Here is an 18,777-nt window from a genome sequence, read left to right as displayed (position 1 = left end):
CTCCTAGGCTTGCCGCAGATGATTACCGACACGTGAAGAATGCGGAATGAATCAGCCGGCCGGAACACGGCAATTAAGGCGAGGACCTTTCACATGTGCGGAATAGCAGGTGTATTCGGGCTCGACGGAGCCTCCCCGCGCCCCGAGAACGTCGCCGCGATGGCGGCCGAGTTGGCCCACCGCGGCCCCGACTCCGACGGATCGTTCGCGGACGGGCCCGTGGCCCTGGGTTTCCGGCGGCTCGCGCTGATCGACCTGGAGGGCGGCCGTCAGCCGCACACCAACACGGACGGCTCCGTGGTCTCGGTGTGCAACGGTGAGATCTTCAACCACCGCGAGCTGCGCGACCGGTTGCAACGCAAGGGCCACCGCTTCCGGTCCCACTCCGACACGGAGGTGCTGGTGCATCTCTACGAGGAGTACGGACCTGGCCTGACCGAGCACGTGGACGGGCAGTTCGCGTTCGCACTCTACGACCGGCGCAAGCGGCGGTTGCTGCTGTGCCGCGACCGCTGCGGGGTCATCCCGCTGTTCTACGCCCACGTCGGCGAGGAGTTGGTGTTCGCCTCGGAGGTCAAGAGCCTGCTGCGGCACCCGCGGGTACCGCGCGCGGTGGACCTGCGCGGCCTCGACCAGGTGCTGTCGCTGCCCGGTCTGGTCAGCCCGCGGACCATGTTCGAGGGCGTCTCTTCCGTCCGCCCCGGCGAGCTGATCACCGCCGAACGCGGCGGACTCCGCAAGGAGTTGTACTGGGAACTCGACTACCCGCTGGAGACCGATCTCGACCGCCCGTGGTCCGATGCCGACGCCGAACTCGACCACCACGCCGGACGCGTACGCCAACTGCTAGAGGAGTCGGTGGAATCGCGTCTGGACTCCGACGTGCCGGTCGGCTTCTACCTCAGCGGGGGCCTTGACTCCAGTCTGATCGGCGGGCTGATGGCAGCGGCCCGCCCCGAGCACGCATGGCCCAGCTATTCCGTCTCGTTCCCCGGCGGCTCGTTCGACGAGGCGGAGCACCAGCGCCTGGTCGCGGGGAAGCTGGGCACCCGCCACCACGAGGTGCACCTCGACGACCAGGCCGCTGTGGACGTCCTGCGCTCGATGGTCAGGCACGCCGAGTGCCCCGTCCGCGAGTCCTACAACGTGTGTTCCTACCTGCTGTCGCGGCGGGCCCGCGCGAGCGGGACCCGCGCCGTCCTCAGCGGCGAGGGCGCCGACGAGCTGTTCGGCGGCTACCCCGGCTACCGCTTCGACGCGGGCGGCCCCGGCGGCACGCCCGCCGGCCCCGCCGCGCCGCGCGACCTGCTGGAAGAGCAGTTGGAGGGGGAGGCCAACCGGCGCATGTTCGGCCTGGATCTGCGCTACGAGCAGGATCAGGCCGCCGCACTGGAGCGCCGCCGGCCGGTCTACAGCCCCGACCTGGCGGCCGGCCTCGACACCTTCGCCGTGACCACCGAGCGCCTCGTCGACCCCGCCCGGCTGACCGGCCGCCACCCGCTGCACCAGCGCTCGTACCTGGACTTCCGGCTCCGCCTCTCGGACCATCTGCTGGGCGACCACGGCGACCGCATGGCCCTGGCCAACGCCGTCGAGATGCGCTTCCCCTTCCTCGCCCGGGACGTCGTGGAGTACGCCACCCGGATCCCGCCGTCGCTGATGGTGCGCGACGGGCAGGAGAAGGCGGTGCTGCACCGCGCCTCCGCCGGTCTTGTGCCCCCCGAGGTGCTGCGCCGGCAGAAGTTCGGTTTCCGCGGGCACACCAGTACCGACCTGCTCGGCTCCGAATGGTTCGCCGAGCTGCTGTCCCCTGCGACGGTCCGCCGCCAGGGCTACTTCGACCCGGGCACGATCGCCTCCCTCGTCGAGCGCCAACGGGCGGGCGCCCACCAGGTCCACCCGCACCTGGACACCGACTACCTGATGGTCGCCGCCACATTCGCCCTCTTCGTGGAGGAGTTCGAACTGCCGTGCCTGGGATGACGCATCACGCGGACGCAGGACCGCGCCTGCTGCCACGGAACGAGCCGCACGACCCCGAGGCAGGGGCCGGACTCCCGCTGATCGGTGTGGTCGGCGGGATGGGCCCGCTGGCCTCGGCCGAACTGCTCAGCACCATCTACCGGTTGGACCCGCCCGCGGTCGAACAGCGCGCCCCGCGCATCCTGCTGTGGTCCGATCCGGCCGTGGACGACCGCACCGCGGCCATCAGCGCCGGTCGGCTGCGCGCGGTCGCGGACTCGCTGGAGCGCTCCGTCGGCCAGCTGCTCGCGGCCGGCGCCTACCGGGTGGTCGTCGCCTGCGTCACCGCGCATCACGCCGTGCGGCTGCTGCCGCCGCCGATGAAGTCCCGCTGTGTGTCCCTGGTTGATCTCGTCTTCGACGAGCTGGCGCTGCGCCCGGAGCGGCACCTCCTGCTGTGTACCGACGGCAGCCGCAGCAGCGGGGTGTTCACCGGGCACGAGCGCTGGGCCGAGCTGAGCGGGCGGGTGGTGCTGCCCGACGAGGCCGACCAGGCCCGGCTGCACCGGCGCCTCTACCAGCTCAAACGCGACGCCGACGCGGGCAGCGCCGTCCGCTTCGTCGAGCGGGTGCTGCCCCGGTACGGGGTCTCCTCGTTCATCGCGGGCTGTACGGAACTGCACCTGGTGACAAGGGCGATCGAGGCGGCCGGACGGTCGGCGGTCCTGCCCAGCATCGACCCCATGGCCCTTGTGGCCCGACAGATCAGGGACGGAGTGCTATGACGACCGAGTCGACCATCCTGAGCACGTGGGCACGCCAGCTCGCCCGGCTCGGCCCCGCGTGCGCGATCGCCACCGCTGACCGCGAGATCAGCTATGCCGAGCTGGCCGGACGGGTCGCCGGCTACCAGGCACGGCTGGGCGGGCAGGGCCCCGAAGCGCCGCCGGTGCTCCTGATGTCCGCCGACCCAGCCGAGGTGATCGCCACCATGCTCGGATGCATGGCGACCGGGCGGACGTTCGCCCCGATTTCGGCCGACACCCCCACGGGCGTCCTCGACGCGATACTCGACACCCTCCGCCCCGGCGCCGCCGTGGCCGACGAGGAGTCCGCGGCCCGGCTCCGTGCGGCGGCGGCCGCGGACGCGCTCCAGATCCTCCGTCCGGACGAGGTGGCGTCAGGTCGGTGGGCGGCCGACGACTGGATCGACTCCGGCGTCGCCGACCGCGGTTACGTGTACTTCACCTCCGGTACGACCGGCCGCCCCAAGGGCATCCGCGGCAGCCTGCGCGCCGTACACCACTTCGTCGCCTGGGAGATCGCCGAGTTCGGTGCCACCACCGGCACCCGGGTGTCCCAGCTCACCTCGCCCGGCTTCGACGCCTTCCTGCGGGACGCCTTCGTGCCGCTGTGCGCGGGCGGCGTCGTGTGCGCCGCTCCCACCTCGCCGCTCCCGGTCGGCGACGGCCTGGCCCGCTGGCTGGAGAGCGCCCGCGTCGAGATCCTGCACTGCGTCCCTACGGTGTTCCGCACGCTCGGCTCCGCACGGGTCGACCCGGACCGCCTGTCCGGGTCCGGGCTGCGGGCGGCCCTGCTGGCGGGCGAGCCGCTGCACGCCTCCGATGTGGCGTGGTGGCGCGGGCTGTTCGGCGACCGGGCCGCACTGGTGAACCTCTACGGTCCGTCCGAGACCACCATGACCAAGTTCTTCCGCCGCACCACCGAGGACGACGCGAGCGCCAGGCCTGTCCCGGTAGGGCGGCCACTCCCCGGCGTGTCCTTCCGCGTCCTCGGCCGGCCTGAACCCGGCTCGCAGGGGCCGAAGGGCGACATCGGGGAGATCGAGATCGAGGTTCCCTTCCCGCTGCCCGGCTATCTCGGAGGGGCACAGGGCGGCTTCGACCCCGGTGGCCGCCGCTTCAGGACAGGCGATCTCGGCCGGATACGGCCGGACGGCGAACTGGAGGTCCTGGGGCGGCGCGACAGCCTGGTGAAGGTCAACGGCGTCCGCGTCGAACTCAACGAGGTCGAGGGCGTGCTGCGGCTCCACGAGGGGGTACGGGACGTCGCCGTCGCCGCCGTGTCGAACGGGCCGGGAACCGTGCTGGCCGCCTATCACGTCGGCAGCGCGCAGGAGGCGGGGCTGCGGGCCCATGCCCAGCAGTACCTGGCGCCCGCCGCCGTGCCCACGGTGTTCGTACGGATGGCGGAGATCCCCAGGACCCTCAACGGCAAGGCGGACCGGCGCCGGCTGCCGCGGCCGACGAGTGCCGCCGAGACCTCGCGCGGGAGCGAACCGCAGAACGACGTCGAGCGGGACATCGCCGCGATCTGGGCCGAATTGCTGGGCCTCGCCACGATCGGCCGCGACGACGACTTCGTCGTCCTCGGCGGCGACTCCCTGGCCACCGCCCGCCTCCTGGACCGCCTCCGTACCCGCCACGGGGTGGAGATCCCGCTGCGGGTGTTCCTGTCGGCGCCGACGGTCGCGGGGCTCGCCGCCGCGGTCACAGGTGCGGGGTCCGCGGACCCGAGCCGCACGGCCGGGCACGTGCTCGCGGCCCGCGGCGCGGAGCACGGCCGGTGAGCGCCACACCCGCAGGGAAAGCGCCGGGGGAAAGGCCGGGCGACATGCCGGTCGTCACGGCCCGTCTGGACGGCGCGCTGGATGTCGGCGCGCTGGAGGCGGCCCTCACCGAAGGACCCCCGTCCTGCCGCCTCAGCCCGTCACTGCGGACCCTGGACCTCTCGCGGCTCGACGCGGGCCGGCAGCAGCGCGTCGCCGCCGATCTCGTGGCCGCGCAGGGCCCCGGCGGATCCGCCCATCTGCTCCGACTCGGCGACTCGTCATGGCAGTTGGCACTTCCCGCCCACGCCGGTGGGTTCGCCGCCTGGAGCCTTCCGAACGCCCTGGCCGCACTCGGCGCACGCTACGCGCGCCTGGTGGCAGGGGCCCCGAGGGCAACCCCGCGCTCCGACGGCGGAAGGGCCGGGCCCACGCACCTCACCGAGGCGCCGCCCGCCGACCTGGCCCACTGGACCCGGGTCGGAGCGGGCCTGCCCGACAACGCGGGCCTGCCGGTGGCACCGCCGCGGTCGGACGCAGAAGGCGCCGGCCCGCCGGGCACCGCGTACCTCGCCGCAGGCGACGCGCCGGCCCGGGCGGCAGACGCGCTGGGCACGACGCCCGAGGCCGTCCTGATCGCCGCCTTCGCCGCCGTCCTCGGCCGGTACCTGCCGAGCGACGACCTGCTGGTCGGGGCGCCGGCCGACCCCAACTGCCCGCCGGGCAGGCCCGATCATCCTGTCCACCTCCCCCACACCCTGCCGCTGGCCATCCACCTCGGCACGGCCGAGGACTCGTCCTTCGACCGGCTGGTGAGGCGCGTCGAGGACGCGCTGGCCGCGGCTCGGGCCCATCGGGCCGTCCCCGTGGCCGCGTTGACCGGCGTCCTGGGAGCGCCGCCCGAGGCCCTGTGCCACGCCCTGTTCGGCCACCGCGAGGATCCCGCGCCGCCCCGGCTCGACCTGCCCGGCGTCACCGCCACCCTCGTAACGGCTCCACCGGACGCCCGACTCCGCCTGCCCGATCTCAGTGCCGACGGGCCGCGCACCGTCCTGTCCTGGCCGTCCGCCTGGCTGTCCTTCGCACCCGCCGACCGGTTCGCCGCACACCTCACGACCGTTCTGCGCACGGTCGCCGCCGACCCGCACGCCCTCCTCGACGGCATCGACCCGCCAGGGGTGCCGAGCACGCGCCCGGTCGCGTCCCGGCGCCCGGCCGACGGCCCACGGACGGTCGGTATCCATCAACTCGTGCGCCGTCACGCCGAGCGCAGTCCCGACGCGGTCGCCGTCCGGCACGAGGAACGCGACACCACCTACCGGCAACTCGCGGAGTGGAGCGACCGGATCGCCCACCGGTTGCGCGGAGCCGGTGCGGGCCCCGGCCGGTTCGTCGCCCTCCGGCTGCCCGCCGGGCCCGTCCAGGCCGCGGCGCTGATCGCGGTCGCCCGCACGGGCGCGGCCTTCGTGTGCCTCAACCCGGCCGACCCGGCCGACCGCGTCGCGGCGATCACGGCCGACGCGCGCCCGGTGTGTCTGCTGACCGCCCCGGAGCCGGGCGGCGACGACCGCGAACCGGGCGGCCCGGCAGGCCCGTTGGCCGAGCTGCCGGTCGTGTCCGCCGCCCCGGACCCACCGGTCACGCCCGGCACCGGTGTCCCCCTGGGCGACACCACTGTTGTCCCTCCCGACGACATCGCCGTCCGTCCCGACACTCCCCTGTGCCTGGTGCACACGTCCGGCTCGACCGGCGTCCCGAAGGGCATCGCCCTTCCGCACGCCTCGTTCAGCCAGTTCGCCGCCTGGCAGCAGGACACCTTCGCGATCGGGCCGGGCAGCCGCATCGCCCAGTGGGCACCCTTCACCTACGACGCGGCGTACACCGAGGTGTTCGCCGCGCTGTCCACCGGAGCCACCCTGTGCGTGCCTCCCGAGGGCGCACGGCGCGATCCACCCGCCGTGCTGCGGTGGCTGCGCCGTGAGCGCGTCACCCAGCTCCAGACGGTGCCGGCCTTCCTCCGGCTGATGCTGGAGGCCCTCGCCGACGAGAAGGACGAAGGGCCCGCCGGGCCACCACACCCTGCCCCCACCACGGCCGCTGCCACGGCCCTTCAGCATGTCCTGCTCGCCGGCGAGGCGCTCCCGCCCGACCTGGTCGAACAGTGGCACCGCTGCTGGCCGGACCCGCCCCGGCTGCACAACCTCTACGGGCCCACCGAGTGCATCCTCGCCACCCACCGGCCCCTCGCGCCCGGCGAGGAGTTCCCGGCCACGGTCCCGATCGGGCGCCCCATCGCCGGGCGGGAAGTCCTCGTACTCGACCGGCACCTGCGCCCCTGCCCGGTCGGCGTGACGGGCGAGATCCATCTGCGCAGCGACTTCCTCGCCGGGGGCTACCACCGCAGGCCCCGGGAGACGACCCTCGCCTACCTTCCCGACCCGTGGCTGCCCGGCGGCACGCTCTACCGGACGGGGGATCTCGGCCAGCTGCTGCCCGCGGGTGAACTGGCCTTCGCCGGCCGCAGGGACAACCAGGTCAAGGTGCGCGGCAACCGGGTCGAGCTGGAGGAGGTCGAGGCCGTGCTGGAGAAGTGTCCCGACGTCCGCGAGGCCGCGGTGGCCGCGCACGCGTTCGGCCCTGGCGAGCGGCGCCTTGTCGGCTACGCGGCGGTCGCGGGCTCAGCGACCCCGTCGGACCTCCGCCGCCACCTGGCGTCCCGGCTGCCCGCCGCGGCAGTCCCCGATCTCGTCGTCCTGATCGACGCGCTGCCGCGTACGCGTACCGGCAAGCGCGACCGAGCGCGACTCCCCCGCCCGGCGGCCTGGCCGGCCCTCTGAGGCCGGGCCGCACCGCCGCGGCCACCACCACCCCGGAGGTATCCCATGCCGTTGCCCGCCCACCCGAGCGCCGCCCCCGTCAAGGGCGCCGCCCCGGAACTCGACCTCACCGTCGAACCGGGGCGCCCGCCGATCGTCACCGCCCGGCCCGGTTCCCGCTCCCCCGCCGCCTGGGCCGCGCTTCACCGCGGCGCCCTGGACGCGGCCGTCCTGCGGCACGGCTGCGTGCTCGTGCGCGGCCTGGCCGTGCGCGACGCCGACGAGGCCGCCGCCGTCAGCGGCGCCCTGATCGACGAGCTGACGGGCGATCACGAGCCCTTCGCGCCACGCCGGACGCTGGGTGCCGGCCTGCTGTCACCGAACGAGTGGCCCTCCGAGCAGCCGATGTGCATGCACCACGAGCTGAGCTACGCGCCGTCCTTCCCGAGCCGGCTCGTCCACTGCTGTCTTGAGGCGCCCCACGAGGGAGGCGCCACCGCCCTCGCCGACGGCGCCGCCGTGCTCCGTGCGCTGCCCGCGCGGCTGCGCTCACGAGCCGAGGCCGTCGGCTGGGAGCTGACCCGCAACCACAACGGCCTGGTCGGCATGGACTGGCGGGACACCTTCGGGACGGACGACCGCGCGGCCGTGGAGCGGCACTGCGCGGCTCATGGCATCGACTGGCGATGGCAGGGTGCGGACGGCCTGACGACGACACGGCGCTCGGCCGCGGTGCTGCGCCATCCCGTCAGCGGTGTACCCGTGTGGTTCAACCAGCTGGCGTTCCTCAACGAGTGGACGATGGACCCCGGTGTGCGCTCCTTCCTGGTGGAGGAGTTCGGGGAGGACGGCCTGCCGTACAACACCCGCTTCGGGGACGGCGGGCCACTGGACCGGGCGACGGTCGACCTGATCAACGAGGTCTACGCGGCACACACCGTGCGGGAGCCCTGGCGTGAGGGCGACGTGCTGGTGGTGGACAACCTGCGTACCGCGCACAGCCGTGAGCCGTTCCGTGGCCCGCGTACCCTCACCGTCGCACTCGGCAACCCCGTCGAGCGCCTGACGAACGGAAGTGAACTGTGCCGGCCGCGGGCAGTGTGAGCGCGCGGCCGGCGCAGGCGCCGGCCGTCCACAGCTGGCGGCCGATCGTCGGCGTGTGGGCGGCGATGGCCGTGGCCAACACCGGGACCCGGATCTCGGCCGTCGCCCTCCCGTGGTTCGTGCTGGTGACCACCGGGAGCGCCGCGCTGACCGGTCTGGTCTCGTTCTGCGAGCTGGCGCCGTACGTGGCAGTCAAGGCGCTGTCCGGACCGGTCGTCGACAGGATCGGCCCCCGTGGGCTCTCGCTGAGCACGGACGTGGTCAGCGCGCTGTCGGCGGGGAGCCTTGCCGCCCTGCACGCGGCCGGGATGCTGCACTTCGGCCTGCTGCTGGCCCTGGTCGCGGTGATCGGCGCGGCGCGCGGCCCCGGGGACCTCGCCAAGGATGTGATGATCCCCGAGGCGGCCGAGCGGTCCGGGCTGGCGATGGAGCGGGCGACCGGGGTGGGCGGCGTCATCGAGAACGGCGCGATGACGGTCGGGCCGGGGCTGGGCGGGGCGCTGATCGCGGTGACCGGCCCGATGACCGGCATCGTCGTCACCGCCTGCGCGTTCGCCCTGGGTTCGTTGCTCATCGCGGTGCTGGCGCCGCGCCGGCGCGTCCGGGACGCCGCCGGGCAGGAGGCACGAGGGCCTGAGCGGGCGGGCTACTGGCGGAGCATGGCCGAGGGGTTCCGGTGGCTGCGCGGCGAGCCGCTCGTACTCTCCATGCTCGTCGTCATCGGGGTCACCAACCTGCTCAGCGCGGGCTGGACCAGTGTGCTCGTCCCGGTCTGGGCCCGCTCGGGCCACGGCGGTCCCGCGGCGATCGGCGTGCTGAGCACGGTCATGGGCGCGTCCGCCGTCTGCGGCAGCCTCGTCGCGACCGCGGTCGCCCAACGCCTGCCGCGCCGACTGGTGTTCGTCGTGTGCTTCGTGATCGCGGGCGCGCCGCGGTTCATCGTGCTGGCCACAGGGGCGCCCCTGTGGGTGGCGGCCCCTGTGGTGGCGATCGGCGGATTCGGCGCCGGGTTCCTCAACCCGATCACGAGCGCGGTCATCTTCGAACGGATCCCCCGCCAGCTGCTCGGCCGGGTGGTGGCCACGGGCGACTCACTCGCGTGGGCGGGCATCCCGGCCGGCGCGGCCCTCGCGGGCGTGCTGGTCGGCGTGGTCGGGCTGGTGCCGGTGCTGCTCGGCGGGGGCATCCTGGCGTTCGCCGCGACCATGCTGCCGGTCCTGCGGCCCGAGTGGAAGGAGATGGACCGGGAGCGTCCTGATGCGGACAGAGATGGCCTCGATCCCGATAGAGAAGGCCGCGGCCCGAACGGGGAGACGGAGGGTCAGGGGGTGGCGACGGCTACCGAGTCGTCGAGCAGCGCCCGTACATGACGGAGCATCCGGTACCGGTAGCGGCTGCCCCGGTCCACCTGCAGCAGCGAGGTCTCGGCGAGGTCCGCCAGCAACCCGAAGTCCTCCAGTTCGGTGATTCCCCCCGGGGCCGCCTCGACTCCGCCCGCCCCGGGGCGTGCGTCAGCGTCGCGCGCCAGCTGGACGAGCAGCCGCTCGTGCCGCTCCCCCAGCAGGTCGAGACTCCACCGGAGGCTGGCCTCGGGGCTGCGCTGGTGCGGCAGGACGCGCGGGTCGTCCGAGCCGAGCAGCCGAAGCGTCCGGCCGCCCGCCAGCAACAGGTCCAGCGGAACGATCCGTAGCCTGCGCGCGGCGAACTCGATGAGACGCGGCAGGCCGTCCAGCAGGGAGACCAGGGCCCCGAGCCGCTCCCCCTGCCCGGACAGGTCCAGGTCCGGGCATTCGCCGCCGGCCCGGCTCACCAGCAGCTCCACCGCCGCGGCCGGGGCGAGCGGCGCCACTTCGTGCAGGGTCGTGCCGGCCAGCTCGGGCGGCCGACGGGCCGTCACCAGCACATGTGCCTCCGGAAAGCGCGCCAGCAGCCGGTCGACCAGCCGCGCGGTCGTCCTTCGCAGGTGCTCGGCATTGTCGAGGACCAGCACCAGTCGCTGCCGGCTCCCGGTGACGAGGCGCACCCCGAGCACCTCGGCGACGGCCTCCTCGGCCCGCTCCAGCGCCGCGTCGACGCCCGTGCACCGCTCCTGGGGAATCCGTCCCAGGTCGACGACGGCCACTCCCTCGCCGAGCCGTCCGCCGACCTCCTCGGCGGCGGCGAGCGCCACCCGGGACTTGCCCGCACCGCCCGCACCGGTGACCACGACGACCTGCCGCTCAAGGAGCAGCCGGCCCAGGAGTGCCACCTGGGTGTCCCGCCCGACGAGGGACGAGCGCGGCGGCCGGCCGCCCCGCCAGGTCGCCGGCTCGTCGCCGAGCACTTTCAGCCACTCTGCGGCCATGCCGACCGGCGTGCCCAGTTCCTCCACGGCGGCCGACCGCAGCTTCTCCTTCAGCCTCGGGTCCAGCACGTCCAACAGCATGTCCACCGAGCTCCGGCGCGGACGCCGGATCACCCCGCGTTCGAAGTTGCGGATGGTTCTGACGCTGATACCGGAGGAATCGGAGAGCTCCTCCTGTGTCATGCCGCTCCGGAGCCGCAGGCCCAACAGCAGATTTTCCTTCATGTCGTTCACCCTCGGGGCACGGAGCACACCGCGGCGAAGCGGCGCTCTCTCGGATGGGGAGTCGCCGCATTCTTGAACGGCTCATTCCTGTTCCGCTCCCGTCGGTGTACCGATGAGCGGTGTACCGCTGACCAGTAACCACGTCTATGCTTCGGGCGGAGCAAGCGGGCCTCGTACTCGTGCGCTGGAGGGAGAGTGCTCGTGAGCACACGTGGCGGCACGCCCGAAGGCGCACTCACAGGCTCGGAGTCCGCGCCGGCACTGTGCTTCCGTATCCTCGGCCCGCTGGAGGGCTGGGTCGGCGAGCGTCGGCTGGATCTCGGCGGCCCCATCCCCCGGCGCATCCTCGCCGTGCTCCTGCTGGAGCCGGGTCGGCTGCTGACGGTGGACCGGCTGGTGGACGCCGCCTGGCCGGAAGAGCCCCCGGCAACCGCTTCGCACCAGGTCCGCAAGGCCATCAGCGAACTGCGCCGCCGCATCCCCGACGGCACCCGTGTGCTGATCACCGACGGCCCCGGGTACGCGATCGCCAGGGACACGCCGCTGGACGCGGCCGAGTTCACCGCGAAGGTCCGCGAAGGCGAAGCGCTCGCCCGGCGCGGCAGCAACGAGGAAGCCGCGGACCTGCTCGGCGCCGCCATCGCGCTGCGCCGGGGCCCGGTGCTCTCCGGGATCGGCGACGGCGTCATCGAGTCCGTCGCACGGGCCATGGAGGAGCATCATCTCTCGGTCGTGGAACGGTACTTCGACTTGCGGCTGACCTCCGGGCGGCCCGCCGAACTCATCGGCGAGCTCCGGGAGTACACCGGCCGGCATCCGCTCCGGGAGAGGCTGTGCGGCCTGCTGATGCAGGCGCTGTTCCGCTCCGGCAGACGGGCCGAGGCGCTCACCGAGTACGAGCGGCTGCGCAGGGCGCTGGCCGCGGAGCTCGGCGTGGATCCGGACCCGCATGTGGCCAAGCTGTACGAGGAGATCCTGGTCGAGCGTACGGACTCCGACCCGGTGGAAGCCCCCGCCCGCAGCAACGCGCAGGCGGCGCCAAGCGCGTTGGCGGAATCCGGGCCCGCGGTGACCGCCGTGCCCCGTACGCTCCCGTTCGACCTCGTCGACTTCGTCGGCAGGGGCAAGGAACTGCGCCAGTTGCTTGAGACGGCACGTCAGGACGCCCTGCGCTCCCGTGTCATCGCCATCGACGGGATGGGCGGCACCGGCAAGACCTCGCTCGCGGTGCACGCGGCCCACCAACTCGCCGACGAGTACCCCGGCGGCCAGTTGTATCTGAACCTCCGGGGCTTCTCGCGGGACGAGCGGCCGGTCACGCTCAGCGCCGCGCTGGAGGTCCTGTTGCGCTCCTTCGGCGTCGCGCAGGATCGTATCCCCGACCATGTGGTCGACAAGGAACTCCTATGGCGCGCGGTCCTGGCCCGGCGCCGCGTCCTTCTACTCCTCGACAACGTTGGCAACGACACCGCGCTGGTGAGCCGGCTGCTGCCCACCACTCCGGGCTGCCTGGTGCTGGTCACCAGCCGCGCCCGCCTGGTCGAACTCGACGGCGCGGAGTGGATCTCCATCGACGTGCTCGAACCCGAGGAGAGCATGCAGTTCGTCGCCCGGCTGCTCGGCCCGGAGCGGGTCGGGGCCGAGCCGGCGGCCAGCCGGGAACTGACCCAGCTGTGCGATCACATGCCGCTGGCGCTGCGCATCGCGACGGCGCGGCTCAGCAACCGGCGCACCTGGGCGCTGAGTTATCTGGTCGAACGGCTCCGCGACGAGAACCGCAAGCTCAGCGAGCTCAACTCCGGACGCCGCGGGGTGGCTCCCACCCTGCGGCTGTCCTACCAGGTGCTGCCCGAGGAGTGCCGCCGGACCTTCCGCACGCTGTCACTGCACCCCGGTCCGGATTTCGACGCCCACTCGGCGGGGGCCGTGCTGGCTCAGGGCGAGCAGGAGACCGAGGACCAGCTGGAGCACCTGCTCGACGCGCACCTTCTGCAACAGCCGGAGGCCGGCCGGTACACCTACCACGACCTGGTGCGCAGCTACGCCCGCAGTCTGTGCGAGGACGTGGCCGCCGAGGAGCGGGACGCCACGTCGAAGCGCCTGCTGGACTACTACCTGGCCGCCACCGAGGCTGCCTGCGACATCCTGTACCCGGGCCGCAGCCATCGGCCCACCGGACTCGATCTTCCGCCGGTACAGCTGGGAGCGCTGGTGCGGGCGGACGGTGCGAAGACGTGGTTCGCCAGGGAACACACCGCCCTGGCCAACGTGGTCCACTACGCCGCCTCCGTCGGGCAGTACCGGCATGCCGTGGGCCTGAGCCGGAACCTCGCCTTCTACCTCAACTCACTCGGAGCGCTCGACGAGTTCGAGGAATTCACCCGGATCGCCGTGCAGTGCGCGCGGAAGCTGGAGGACACCCAGCTGCTCAGTGTGAGCCTGGCCAACCTCGGCGTCGCGTGCTGGAAACTGGGCCGGTTCGCCGAAGGCATCGAGGCGGCCACATCGGGTCTTGATCTCGCCATGGAGGTCGGCGACCGGCACACCGAGGCGCACGCCCAGGGCACGCTGGGCCTGTGCAAGAGCCTCCTGGGGCGGTTCCCCGAGGCGCTCGGCCATCTGCGGCAAGCGGCAGCCCTGGAACAGCACCTCGACAGCCCCCGTGCCCAGGCGGACACACTGACCGCGCTCAGCACGCTCTACGAGCAGTGGGGCCGCTACCGGGAAGCGGCCGAGGCGGGGCAGCGTGCCGTCTCGCTGCTCGACGGGCTGGGCCGGCACGAGAGCGCCCTGTCGATCCAGACGGACCTGGCTCTCGCCCGGATCGGCCTGCGCGACCTCGTCGGGGCGGAGGAGTGCCTGGCACAGGCGCGCGGCCTGTGCGAGGACAGCAACGAACCCGGCCTGATGGCCCTGGCCATGGCCCTGTCGGCCGAGATCGGCTACTGCTCGGGGGACCCCGTGTGGGCGGACCGCTTGACCCGGCAGGCCCAGGAACAGGTGGAACAGAGCAGGTCGCCGCTGCGCCAGGCCAAGGCGCGGAACATCCTGGGACGCCTGTTCCACAGCCGTGGCCGGCACGAGGAGGCGATGCGCCAGCACAGCGAGGCCTACCGGGCGGCCACCTCCGTCAGCTTCCGCACGGAGGAGGCGTACGCCCTGGCGGGCATGGCCACGGCGGCCGGTGCGCTCGGCGACGACGACACCGCCGGTGCGCACCGCGCCGCCGCCGAGACGGTGTTCGCACGATTAGGGGTGCCGGTGGAGCGCCGTCGTCGCCCACCTGAACCGGTCAGTCCGACACCACGCCCGTGATGGGGTGGTCGGTGGGCACCTTGTCGTCCGCCCGCAGCTGGGCATGTCCGCCGGCGCTGCCGTCGGGCCCGTACGAGGCCATTCCACCGAGCGCCACGACGGCCATGAGGACGAGGAGCACGGCGAGGCGCTCGATGAGGGTGACCGGGGTGCGCTGCATGGTGGACTCCTGGAAAGTGGGGGGGTTGTTCTTTCGACGCCTGCTACGTTCCCTGAGCCCATTCCTGAACCGGTACCGTGGCATTCCTGATGGTCAGGGGGGCATCGGGAAGCCGACGAATGCGCAGGTCAGCGCCGTCCGATATGACAGACGATGACTCTTGCCCCCGTCTCGGAGAGCGTCACCTCGGTCAGCGCGGGGCCGGATTCGTGCCCGCGCAGATCCAGGTTCGCGCGTACGGCGGTGTGTATCTCCGCCCGCTCCGCTTCACTGAGCTGGACGCCCTCGGCCCTGCCGGATCCCTCGTCGCCGTCCGTCTCCCGGATCCGGACGACCTCATGCATACCGTCGGTCGTCGCCGTCTCCACTGCGAACATCCCATTCCTCCTCTTGTCGAGCGACGGCGCCTCGTCGTGCCCAGAGCCGGGGGCCGTGCGGAAACGCCGGCGGGCGCCGCGCCGCCGGGACGGCCCGCTGAGGACCGTACGGAGCGCGCGCTGCCCCGACGAGTTCCGCCCCGCGGCACGACGGCCGTCCGCAGCGGGCGCGTACCGACTCCCGTTCGCCGTCCTTCACCGCCGACGATCCTCGGCCCCCGCGGGCGCGAGCACCAGGAAATCCGTCGGCAAATTGCCGGACGCCACCCGGCAATTCCGCCGCGCGGCAGCTCCGGTGAAGCCCGCCGATCCTGTTCGGGCACGGGAATGGCGAGCGGTGGGCGCGGCTCTCCGGACTGAACAGTCCGGAGAGCCGCTCTCACCTGTCGCGACGGCGCGTTGCCACCGAATGCGTCAGTGGTTGACGCAGGTGTTGCCGGCGGCCGGGTTGAGCAGACCGATGAGGTCGATGCTGTCTCCGCAGGCGTTGACCGGAATGCCGACCGGAATCTGGATGACGTCGCCCGAGAGGACGCCCGGGGAGTTTTCCGCGGCGCCGACGACGGGCGGGTTGGGATCGGCGGCAGCCGTGCCGACACCGCCGAGGACGATGAGGCAGGTGCCCGCGATGGTGGCCGCAGCCTTTGTCAGTCGAGACATGAACGCGCTCCTTGCGTGTGGGGGGTCACTGGTGCGGTACGAACTGTCATCGGTTCGGAATGGGGCGATGCCTGTCCGCACCAGCGGATAGATGCCCGCCACGGCCCGAGGAAACGGCGGAAGCGGGGACGAACACCCGATCGGCCGACGGAACACCGGTCCACGGGGGGCCGGGGCCGGCCGGGGTGAGACGGCCGGCGCGCCGGCGGGCCGTCGGCCGAACGGGCTCACCACACAGTTCGATGCTTTGCTGGAAATCCAGGCGAAAGATATGTCGACTGGACCCATGTCCGGCAGGTGAAAGCCGGCTCACTCAGCGAACCTCTGAACGACGTCCGCCCCCGCCCGGGATCACCCGAGCGGGGGCGGTTCGCTGAAAGCACGCCCGCGCACGAACCGCTCGACATCGCGGTCCCGGCGGGGCACCGGCGTTTCCTGTTGTGGTGCAGAGTTCAGGAGTGATGATGCAGCTGCGGCACGACGCCGATCTTCTCGCCTTCGCCGAGGACGACGAACTGGCCCATCATTCCGTTGTCCTCGTGCTGCAACAGGTGGCAGTGGTACATGTACGGCACGTTCGGGTCGGTCGAGCCACTGAAGCGCATCGCCAGCCGGTAGTGCTTTCCCTGTGCCAGCAGGACGGTGTCCTTCCAGCCGCGCACGTGTGGTTCCGGCTTCCCGCCGTCGACCGTCAGCACCTGGAACTGCACATCGTGGATGTGGAAGTTGTGCAGGAAACCGTTGTCGTTGACCACGTCCCACACCTCGACGGTGCCCTCGCGGACACCGAAGTCGATGCGGTCCATCGCCATCGACCGGCCGTTGATCTGGTCCGAGGCGAGTACGAAGGAGCGTTCCCGCGCGACCTTTTCGCCGCCCAGGTCCGGCGCGACGCCGAGCGCGGCAGGGATTTCGGCGCCGTCGGACAGCGTGGCCGCGGCCCGGAATTGGCAGATGTCGAGACGGTCGTCGAAGCCATCGATCCGCCCCAGAGTGCCGCCGTACTCGGACGGGTAGGAGCGCAGCTCGACTCGCTCCCCCGGTTTGAAGGCGACCACGATCTCGGCGCGTTCGCCCGGCGAGAGGTACAGGCGCTCCGTGTTCCACGCTCTGGCGAGCAGGCCGCCGTCGGTGGCGACGAGCGAGAACGTCCGGTCGTCGGAGAACCCGAAGTTGTACAGCCGGGCGTTGGAGCCGTTGAGCAACCGCAGCCGTACGAGGTTGGTTGTGACGTCGACGTACGGACCGATCGTGCCGTTGACGAGTACCTCGTCACCCACCACGCCCAGCGAGCCGCCCAGCGGCACCCGCTTCTCGAACTCGTTGTCCCCGTCGAACGCACGGTCCTGAACGATCATCGGGATGTCGTCCACGCCGTACTCGGACGGCAGCTTGGACGCCTTGGTGCCTTCGTCGTCGACGATGAACAGCCCGGCGAGGCCCCGGTACATGTGGTCGGCGGTCGAGCCGTGTACGTGCGGGTGGTACCAGAGCGTCGCGGCGGGCTGGTCGATGGTCCACTGCGGTTGCCAGGTCCCGCCGGCCGGGACGACCTGGTGCGGTCCGCCGTCCATGGCCGCGGGCAGGTGCATCCCGTGCCAGTGCAGCGAAGTGTCCTGATCCAGATCGTTGCTCACGGCGAACTCGACCCGCTCGCCGCGCCGCGCGCGGATCGTCGGACCGAGGTACGTACCGTTCACGCCCCATGTGCTCGTCTCCGAACCGGCCTTGAACCGGGTCCGGCCCGACTGGATGCCGAGCGCGAAGACCCGGGCACCCGAAGCGTTAACCTTCGACTCCGCCAACTGCGGTATCAACAGGGCCTTGTCGAAGGCGACCTTGCCGACCGTGTCCTGCTTCGCGGCAGCGTAGTAGACACCGAAACCACCACCGGCGAGGACGACCGAGCCGCCGATGCCGAATCCGAGGGCCTTCAGCGCTGTGCGTCGTTTCATATAGACACCGTCCCGCGCCGGAGGGCACCTTTGCGTCGGCGTAAATTACGTAGACGCGCTCTCAGGGGTCAGCCCCGCCACACGGGGGATCTGGATGCCGGTGACATCGGGACCGCTTTCGCCGGACGCCGGAGTGTCGCGGCTGCTCAAGAGTGGACAGATCTTGAACACAGTCTGGTCAACAGCGTTGGTTGCAGCAGGCCGTGGGTATGGCGTTCCGCTTGTACGGTGAAGCCCGCCCGATGGAGATCATGCCGGTCGGAGCCGAAGTGCCTCGCCCGGCAACGCACAGTGTGAAGGACGTCATGAAGATTGGTTTCGCCCTACCCCAGTTCAACAACCAGGCGTACGGCGTCGCCCACACCGCCACATTCGCCTCGGCGATCGAGGAGGCCGGGGGCGCCAGCCTGTGGGTGGGCGACCGGAACCTGGCGGCGGTCCACCCCGTCGTGGGTTACGGCGGGCAGGGCACCACCATCCCGCAGGAACTCAACGCCTCCGCCGACCCCTTCGTCCTGCTCGGCGTCGCCGCCTCCGCGACCAGCCGAGTACTGCTCGGCTCCCACGTCTTGGTCGCCCCGCTCTACCCGCCCGTCCAGCTCGCCCGCTCCCTCACGACGATCGACCTGATCAGCGGCGGACGCCTGCTGCCCGGCTTCGGGATCGGCTGGTCCCCCGAGGAATACCAGGCAGCCGGACCGGACTTCACCCGCCGAGGCGCCCGCATGGAAGAACTGCTCGATGCCCTCGACGCCATCTGGACCACCGACCCGGCCCAGTACGAGGGCGCGCAACTGTCCGTACCCGAACACCACTCACCGCTGAAGCCGGCGCAACAGCCCCGGCCGCCCTTCTACCTCGGCGCCATGTCCGAGCGCGCGCTGCGCCGCGTCGCCCGACGCGGCGACGGCTGGCTGCCGTTGGTCGTCGTCCCCAGTTACGTCGACATCGACGGCCTGGTCACACAGCGCGCTCAGCTGGACGAACTGGCCCAGCAGAACGGCCGGGACCCCCGAGCGATCGACACGGTTCTGCGGGTGAACATCGACGCCGGCACGAGCACCGCCCAGGTCGCCGACACCGTCAAGGAAATCCACGAACGCACAGGCATCGACCACTTCATGGTCGACTCCATGTACGACGTGGACACCGTAGACGGCTCCATCGAGCACGCCCGCGAAATCCTTGAGCTGGTGACGAGGGGCTGAAAGCGCCTCCGCAGCCGGCCGTTGGTGCCAGGGGCAGATGAGGCCGGAAGCGGGAGCGGAACCCTTTCCGTCCGCGTCACCG

General features: G+C 72.1%; 13 protein-coding genes. 8 read left to right on the top strand and 5 right to left on the bottom strand.

Going from position 1 to position 18,777, the window contains the following annotated elements; all coding sequences use genetic code 11:
- The first annotated feature begins 93 nt into the window (after positions 1-93).
- Genes asnB through OHS57_RS36420 form a run of 6 tightly spaced genes read left to right on the top strand, consistent with a single transcriptional unit; the run spans position 94 to position 9,821 of the window.
- Complete coding sequence (asnB, locus tag OHS57_RS36445; RefSeq protein ID WP_328584776.1) at positions 94-1,983, top strand: asparagine synthase (glutamine-hydrolyzing); 1,890 nt, start codon at positions 94-96, stop codon at positions 1,981-1,983.
- Positions 1,980-2,747 (top strand): aspartate/glutamate racemase family protein, encoded by a 768-nt coding sequence (locus OHS57_RS36440; RefSeq protein ID WP_328584775.1) that lies wholly within the window; start codon positions 1,980-1,982, stop codon positions 2,745-2,747. Before asnB ends, OHS57_RS36440 begins: the two co-directional genes overlap by 4 nt.
- Positions 2,744-4,552, top strand: a complete 1,809-nt coding sequence (locus OHS57_RS36435; RefSeq protein ID WP_328584774.1) for a non-ribosomal peptide synthetase — start codon at positions 2,744-2,746, stop codon at positions 4,550-4,552. The genes OHS57_RS36440 and OHS57_RS36435 overlap by 4 nt, the downstream gene beginning before the upstream one ends.
- Before the next feature lie 44 nt (positions 4,553-4,596).
- Positions 4,597-7,368 carry an amino acid adenylation domain-containing protein gene (locus OHS57_RS36430; protein ID WP_328584773.1) on the top strand — a complete coding sequence of 924 codons (2,772 nt, stop codon included), beginning with the start codon at positions 4,597-4,599 and terminating at the stop codon, positions 7,366-7,368.
- 45 nt (positions 7,369-7,413) lie between these two features.
- Entirely contained in the window at positions 7,414-8,451 is a 1,038-nt protein-coding gene (locus OHS57_RS36425; RefSeq protein ID WP_328584772.1) for a TauD/TfdA family dioxygenase, read from the top strand.
- On the top strand, positions 8,430-9,821 hold the full coding sequence (locus OHS57_RS36420) for an MFS transporter (RefSeq protein WP_328584771.1): 1,392 nt from the start codon (positions 8,430-8,432) through the stop codon (positions 9,819-9,821). Before OHS57_RS36425 ends, OHS57_RS36420 begins: the two co-directional genes overlap by 22 nt.
- Here the strand turns inward: OHS57_RS36420 and OHS57_RS36415 are convergent.
- The gene (locus OHS57_RS36415) at positions 9,773-11,020 is read right to left on the bottom strand and encodes a helix-turn-helix domain-containing protein (protein WP_328584770.1); all 1,248 of its coding nucleotides are present in this window, start codon (positions 11,018-11,020) and stop codon (positions 9,773-9,775) included. The two genes, OHS57_RS36420 and OHS57_RS36415, sit on opposite strands and share 49 nt — an antisense overlap.
- A gap of 201 nt (positions 11,021-11,221) precedes the next feature.
- On the opposite strand from OHS57_RS36415, the gene OHS57_RS36410 reads away from it, so the two are divergent.
- A complete protein-coding gene (locus OHS57_RS36410) occupies positions 11,222-14,335 on the top strand; it encodes an AfsR/SARP family transcriptional regulator (RefSeq protein WP_328584769.1) in 3,114 nt (1,037 codons plus the stop codon).
- Here OHS57_RS36410 and OHS57_RS36405 read toward each other — a convergent pair.
- The 4 genes from OHS57_RS36405 to OHS57_RS36390 form a co-directional block, all read right to left on the bottom strand.
- On the bottom strand, positions 14,313-14,495 hold the full coding sequence (locus OHS57_RS36405) for a hypothetical protein (protein WP_328584768.1): 183 nt from the start codon (positions 14,493-14,495) through the stop codon (positions 14,313-14,315). The two genes, OHS57_RS36410 and OHS57_RS36405, sit on opposite strands and share 23 nt — an antisense overlap.
- A gap of 128 nt (positions 14,496-14,623) precedes the next feature.
- A complete protein-coding gene (locus OHS57_RS36400) occupies positions 14,624-14,872 on the bottom strand; it encodes a hypothetical protein (protein WP_328584767.1) in 249 nt (82 codons plus the stop codon).
- Between the two features lie 414 nt (positions 14,873-15,286).
- Positions 15,287-15,532, bottom strand: coding sequence for a chaplin (locus OHS57_RS36395; protein ID WP_328584766.1), 246 nt, complete (start codon positions 15,530-15,532; stop codon positions 15,287-15,289).
- Positions 15,533-15,984: 452 nt separating this feature from the next.
- Positions 15,985-17,487, bottom strand: coding sequence for a multicopper oxidase family protein (locus tag OHS57_RS36390; RefSeq protein WP_328584765.1), 1,503 nt, complete (start codon positions 17,485-17,487; stop codon positions 15,985-15,987).
- A 305-nt stretch (positions 17,488-17,792) separates the two neighbouring features.
- Between OHS57_RS36390 and OHS57_RS36385 the strand changes: the two genes are divergently transcribed.
- A complete protein-coding gene (locus OHS57_RS36385; protein ID WP_328584764.1) occupies positions 17,793-18,695 on the top strand; it encodes a TIGR03619 family F420-dependent LLM class oxidoreductase in 903 nt (300 codons plus the stop codon).
- Positions 18,696-18,777 lie beyond the last annotated feature (82 nt).

The organism is Streptomyces sp. NBC_00370, assembly GCF_036084755.1.
GTDB lineage: Bacteria > Actinomycetota > Actinomycetes > Streptomycetales > Streptomycetaceae > Streptomyces.
This window is presented reverse-complemented; position numbering and strand designations above follow the sequence as displayed.

What these genes read in the sequence shown, in the direction of transcription:
- asnB (WP_328584776.1), top strand. Translation starts at nt 94, where the DNA reads ATGTGCGGAATAGCAGGTGTATTCGGGCTCGACGGAGCCTCCCCGCGC.
- OHS57_RS36440 (WP_328584775.1), top strand. Translation starts at nt 1,980, where the DNA reads ATGACGCATCACGCGGACGCAGGACCGCGCCTGCTGCCACGGAACGAG.
- OHS57_RS36435 (WP_328584774.1), top strand. Translation starts at nt 2,744, where the DNA reads ATGACGACCGAGTCGACCATCCTGAGCACGTGGGCACGCCAGCTCGCC.
- OHS57_RS36430 (WP_328584773.1), top strand. Translation starts at nt 4,597, where the DNA reads ATGCCGGTCGTCACGGCCCGTCTGGACGGCGCGCTGGATGTCGGCGCG.
- OHS57_RS36425 (WP_328584772.1), top strand. Translation starts at nt 7,414, where the DNA reads ATGCCGTTGCCCGCCCACCCGAGCGCCGCCCCCGTCAAGGGCGCCGCC.
- OHS57_RS36415 (WP_328584770.1), bottom strand. Translation starts at nt 11,020, where the DNA reads ATGAAGGAAAATCTGCTGTTGGGCCTGCGGCTCCGGAGCGGCATGACA.
- OHS57_RS36405 (WP_328584768.1), bottom strand. Translation starts at nt 14,495, where the DNA reads ATGCAGCGCACCCCGGTCACCCTCATCGAGCGCCTCGCCGTGCTCCTC.
- OHS57_RS36400 (WP_328584767.1), bottom strand. Translation starts at nt 14,872, where the DNA reads ATGTTCGCAGTGGAGACGGCGACGACCGACGGTATGCATGAGGTCGTC.
- OHS57_RS36395 (WP_328584766.1), bottom strand. Translation starts at nt 15,532, where the DNA reads ATGTCTCGACTGACAAAGGCTGCGGCCACCATCGCGGGCACCTGCCTC.
- OHS57_RS36390 (WP_328584765.1), bottom strand. Translation starts at nt 17,487, where the DNA reads ATGAAACGACGCACAGCGCTGAAGGCCCTCGGATTCGGCATCGGCGGC.
- OHS57_RS36385 (WP_328584764.1), top strand. Translation starts at nt 17,793, where the DNA reads ATGAAGATTGGTTTCGCCCTACCCCAGTTCAACAACCAGGCGTACGGC.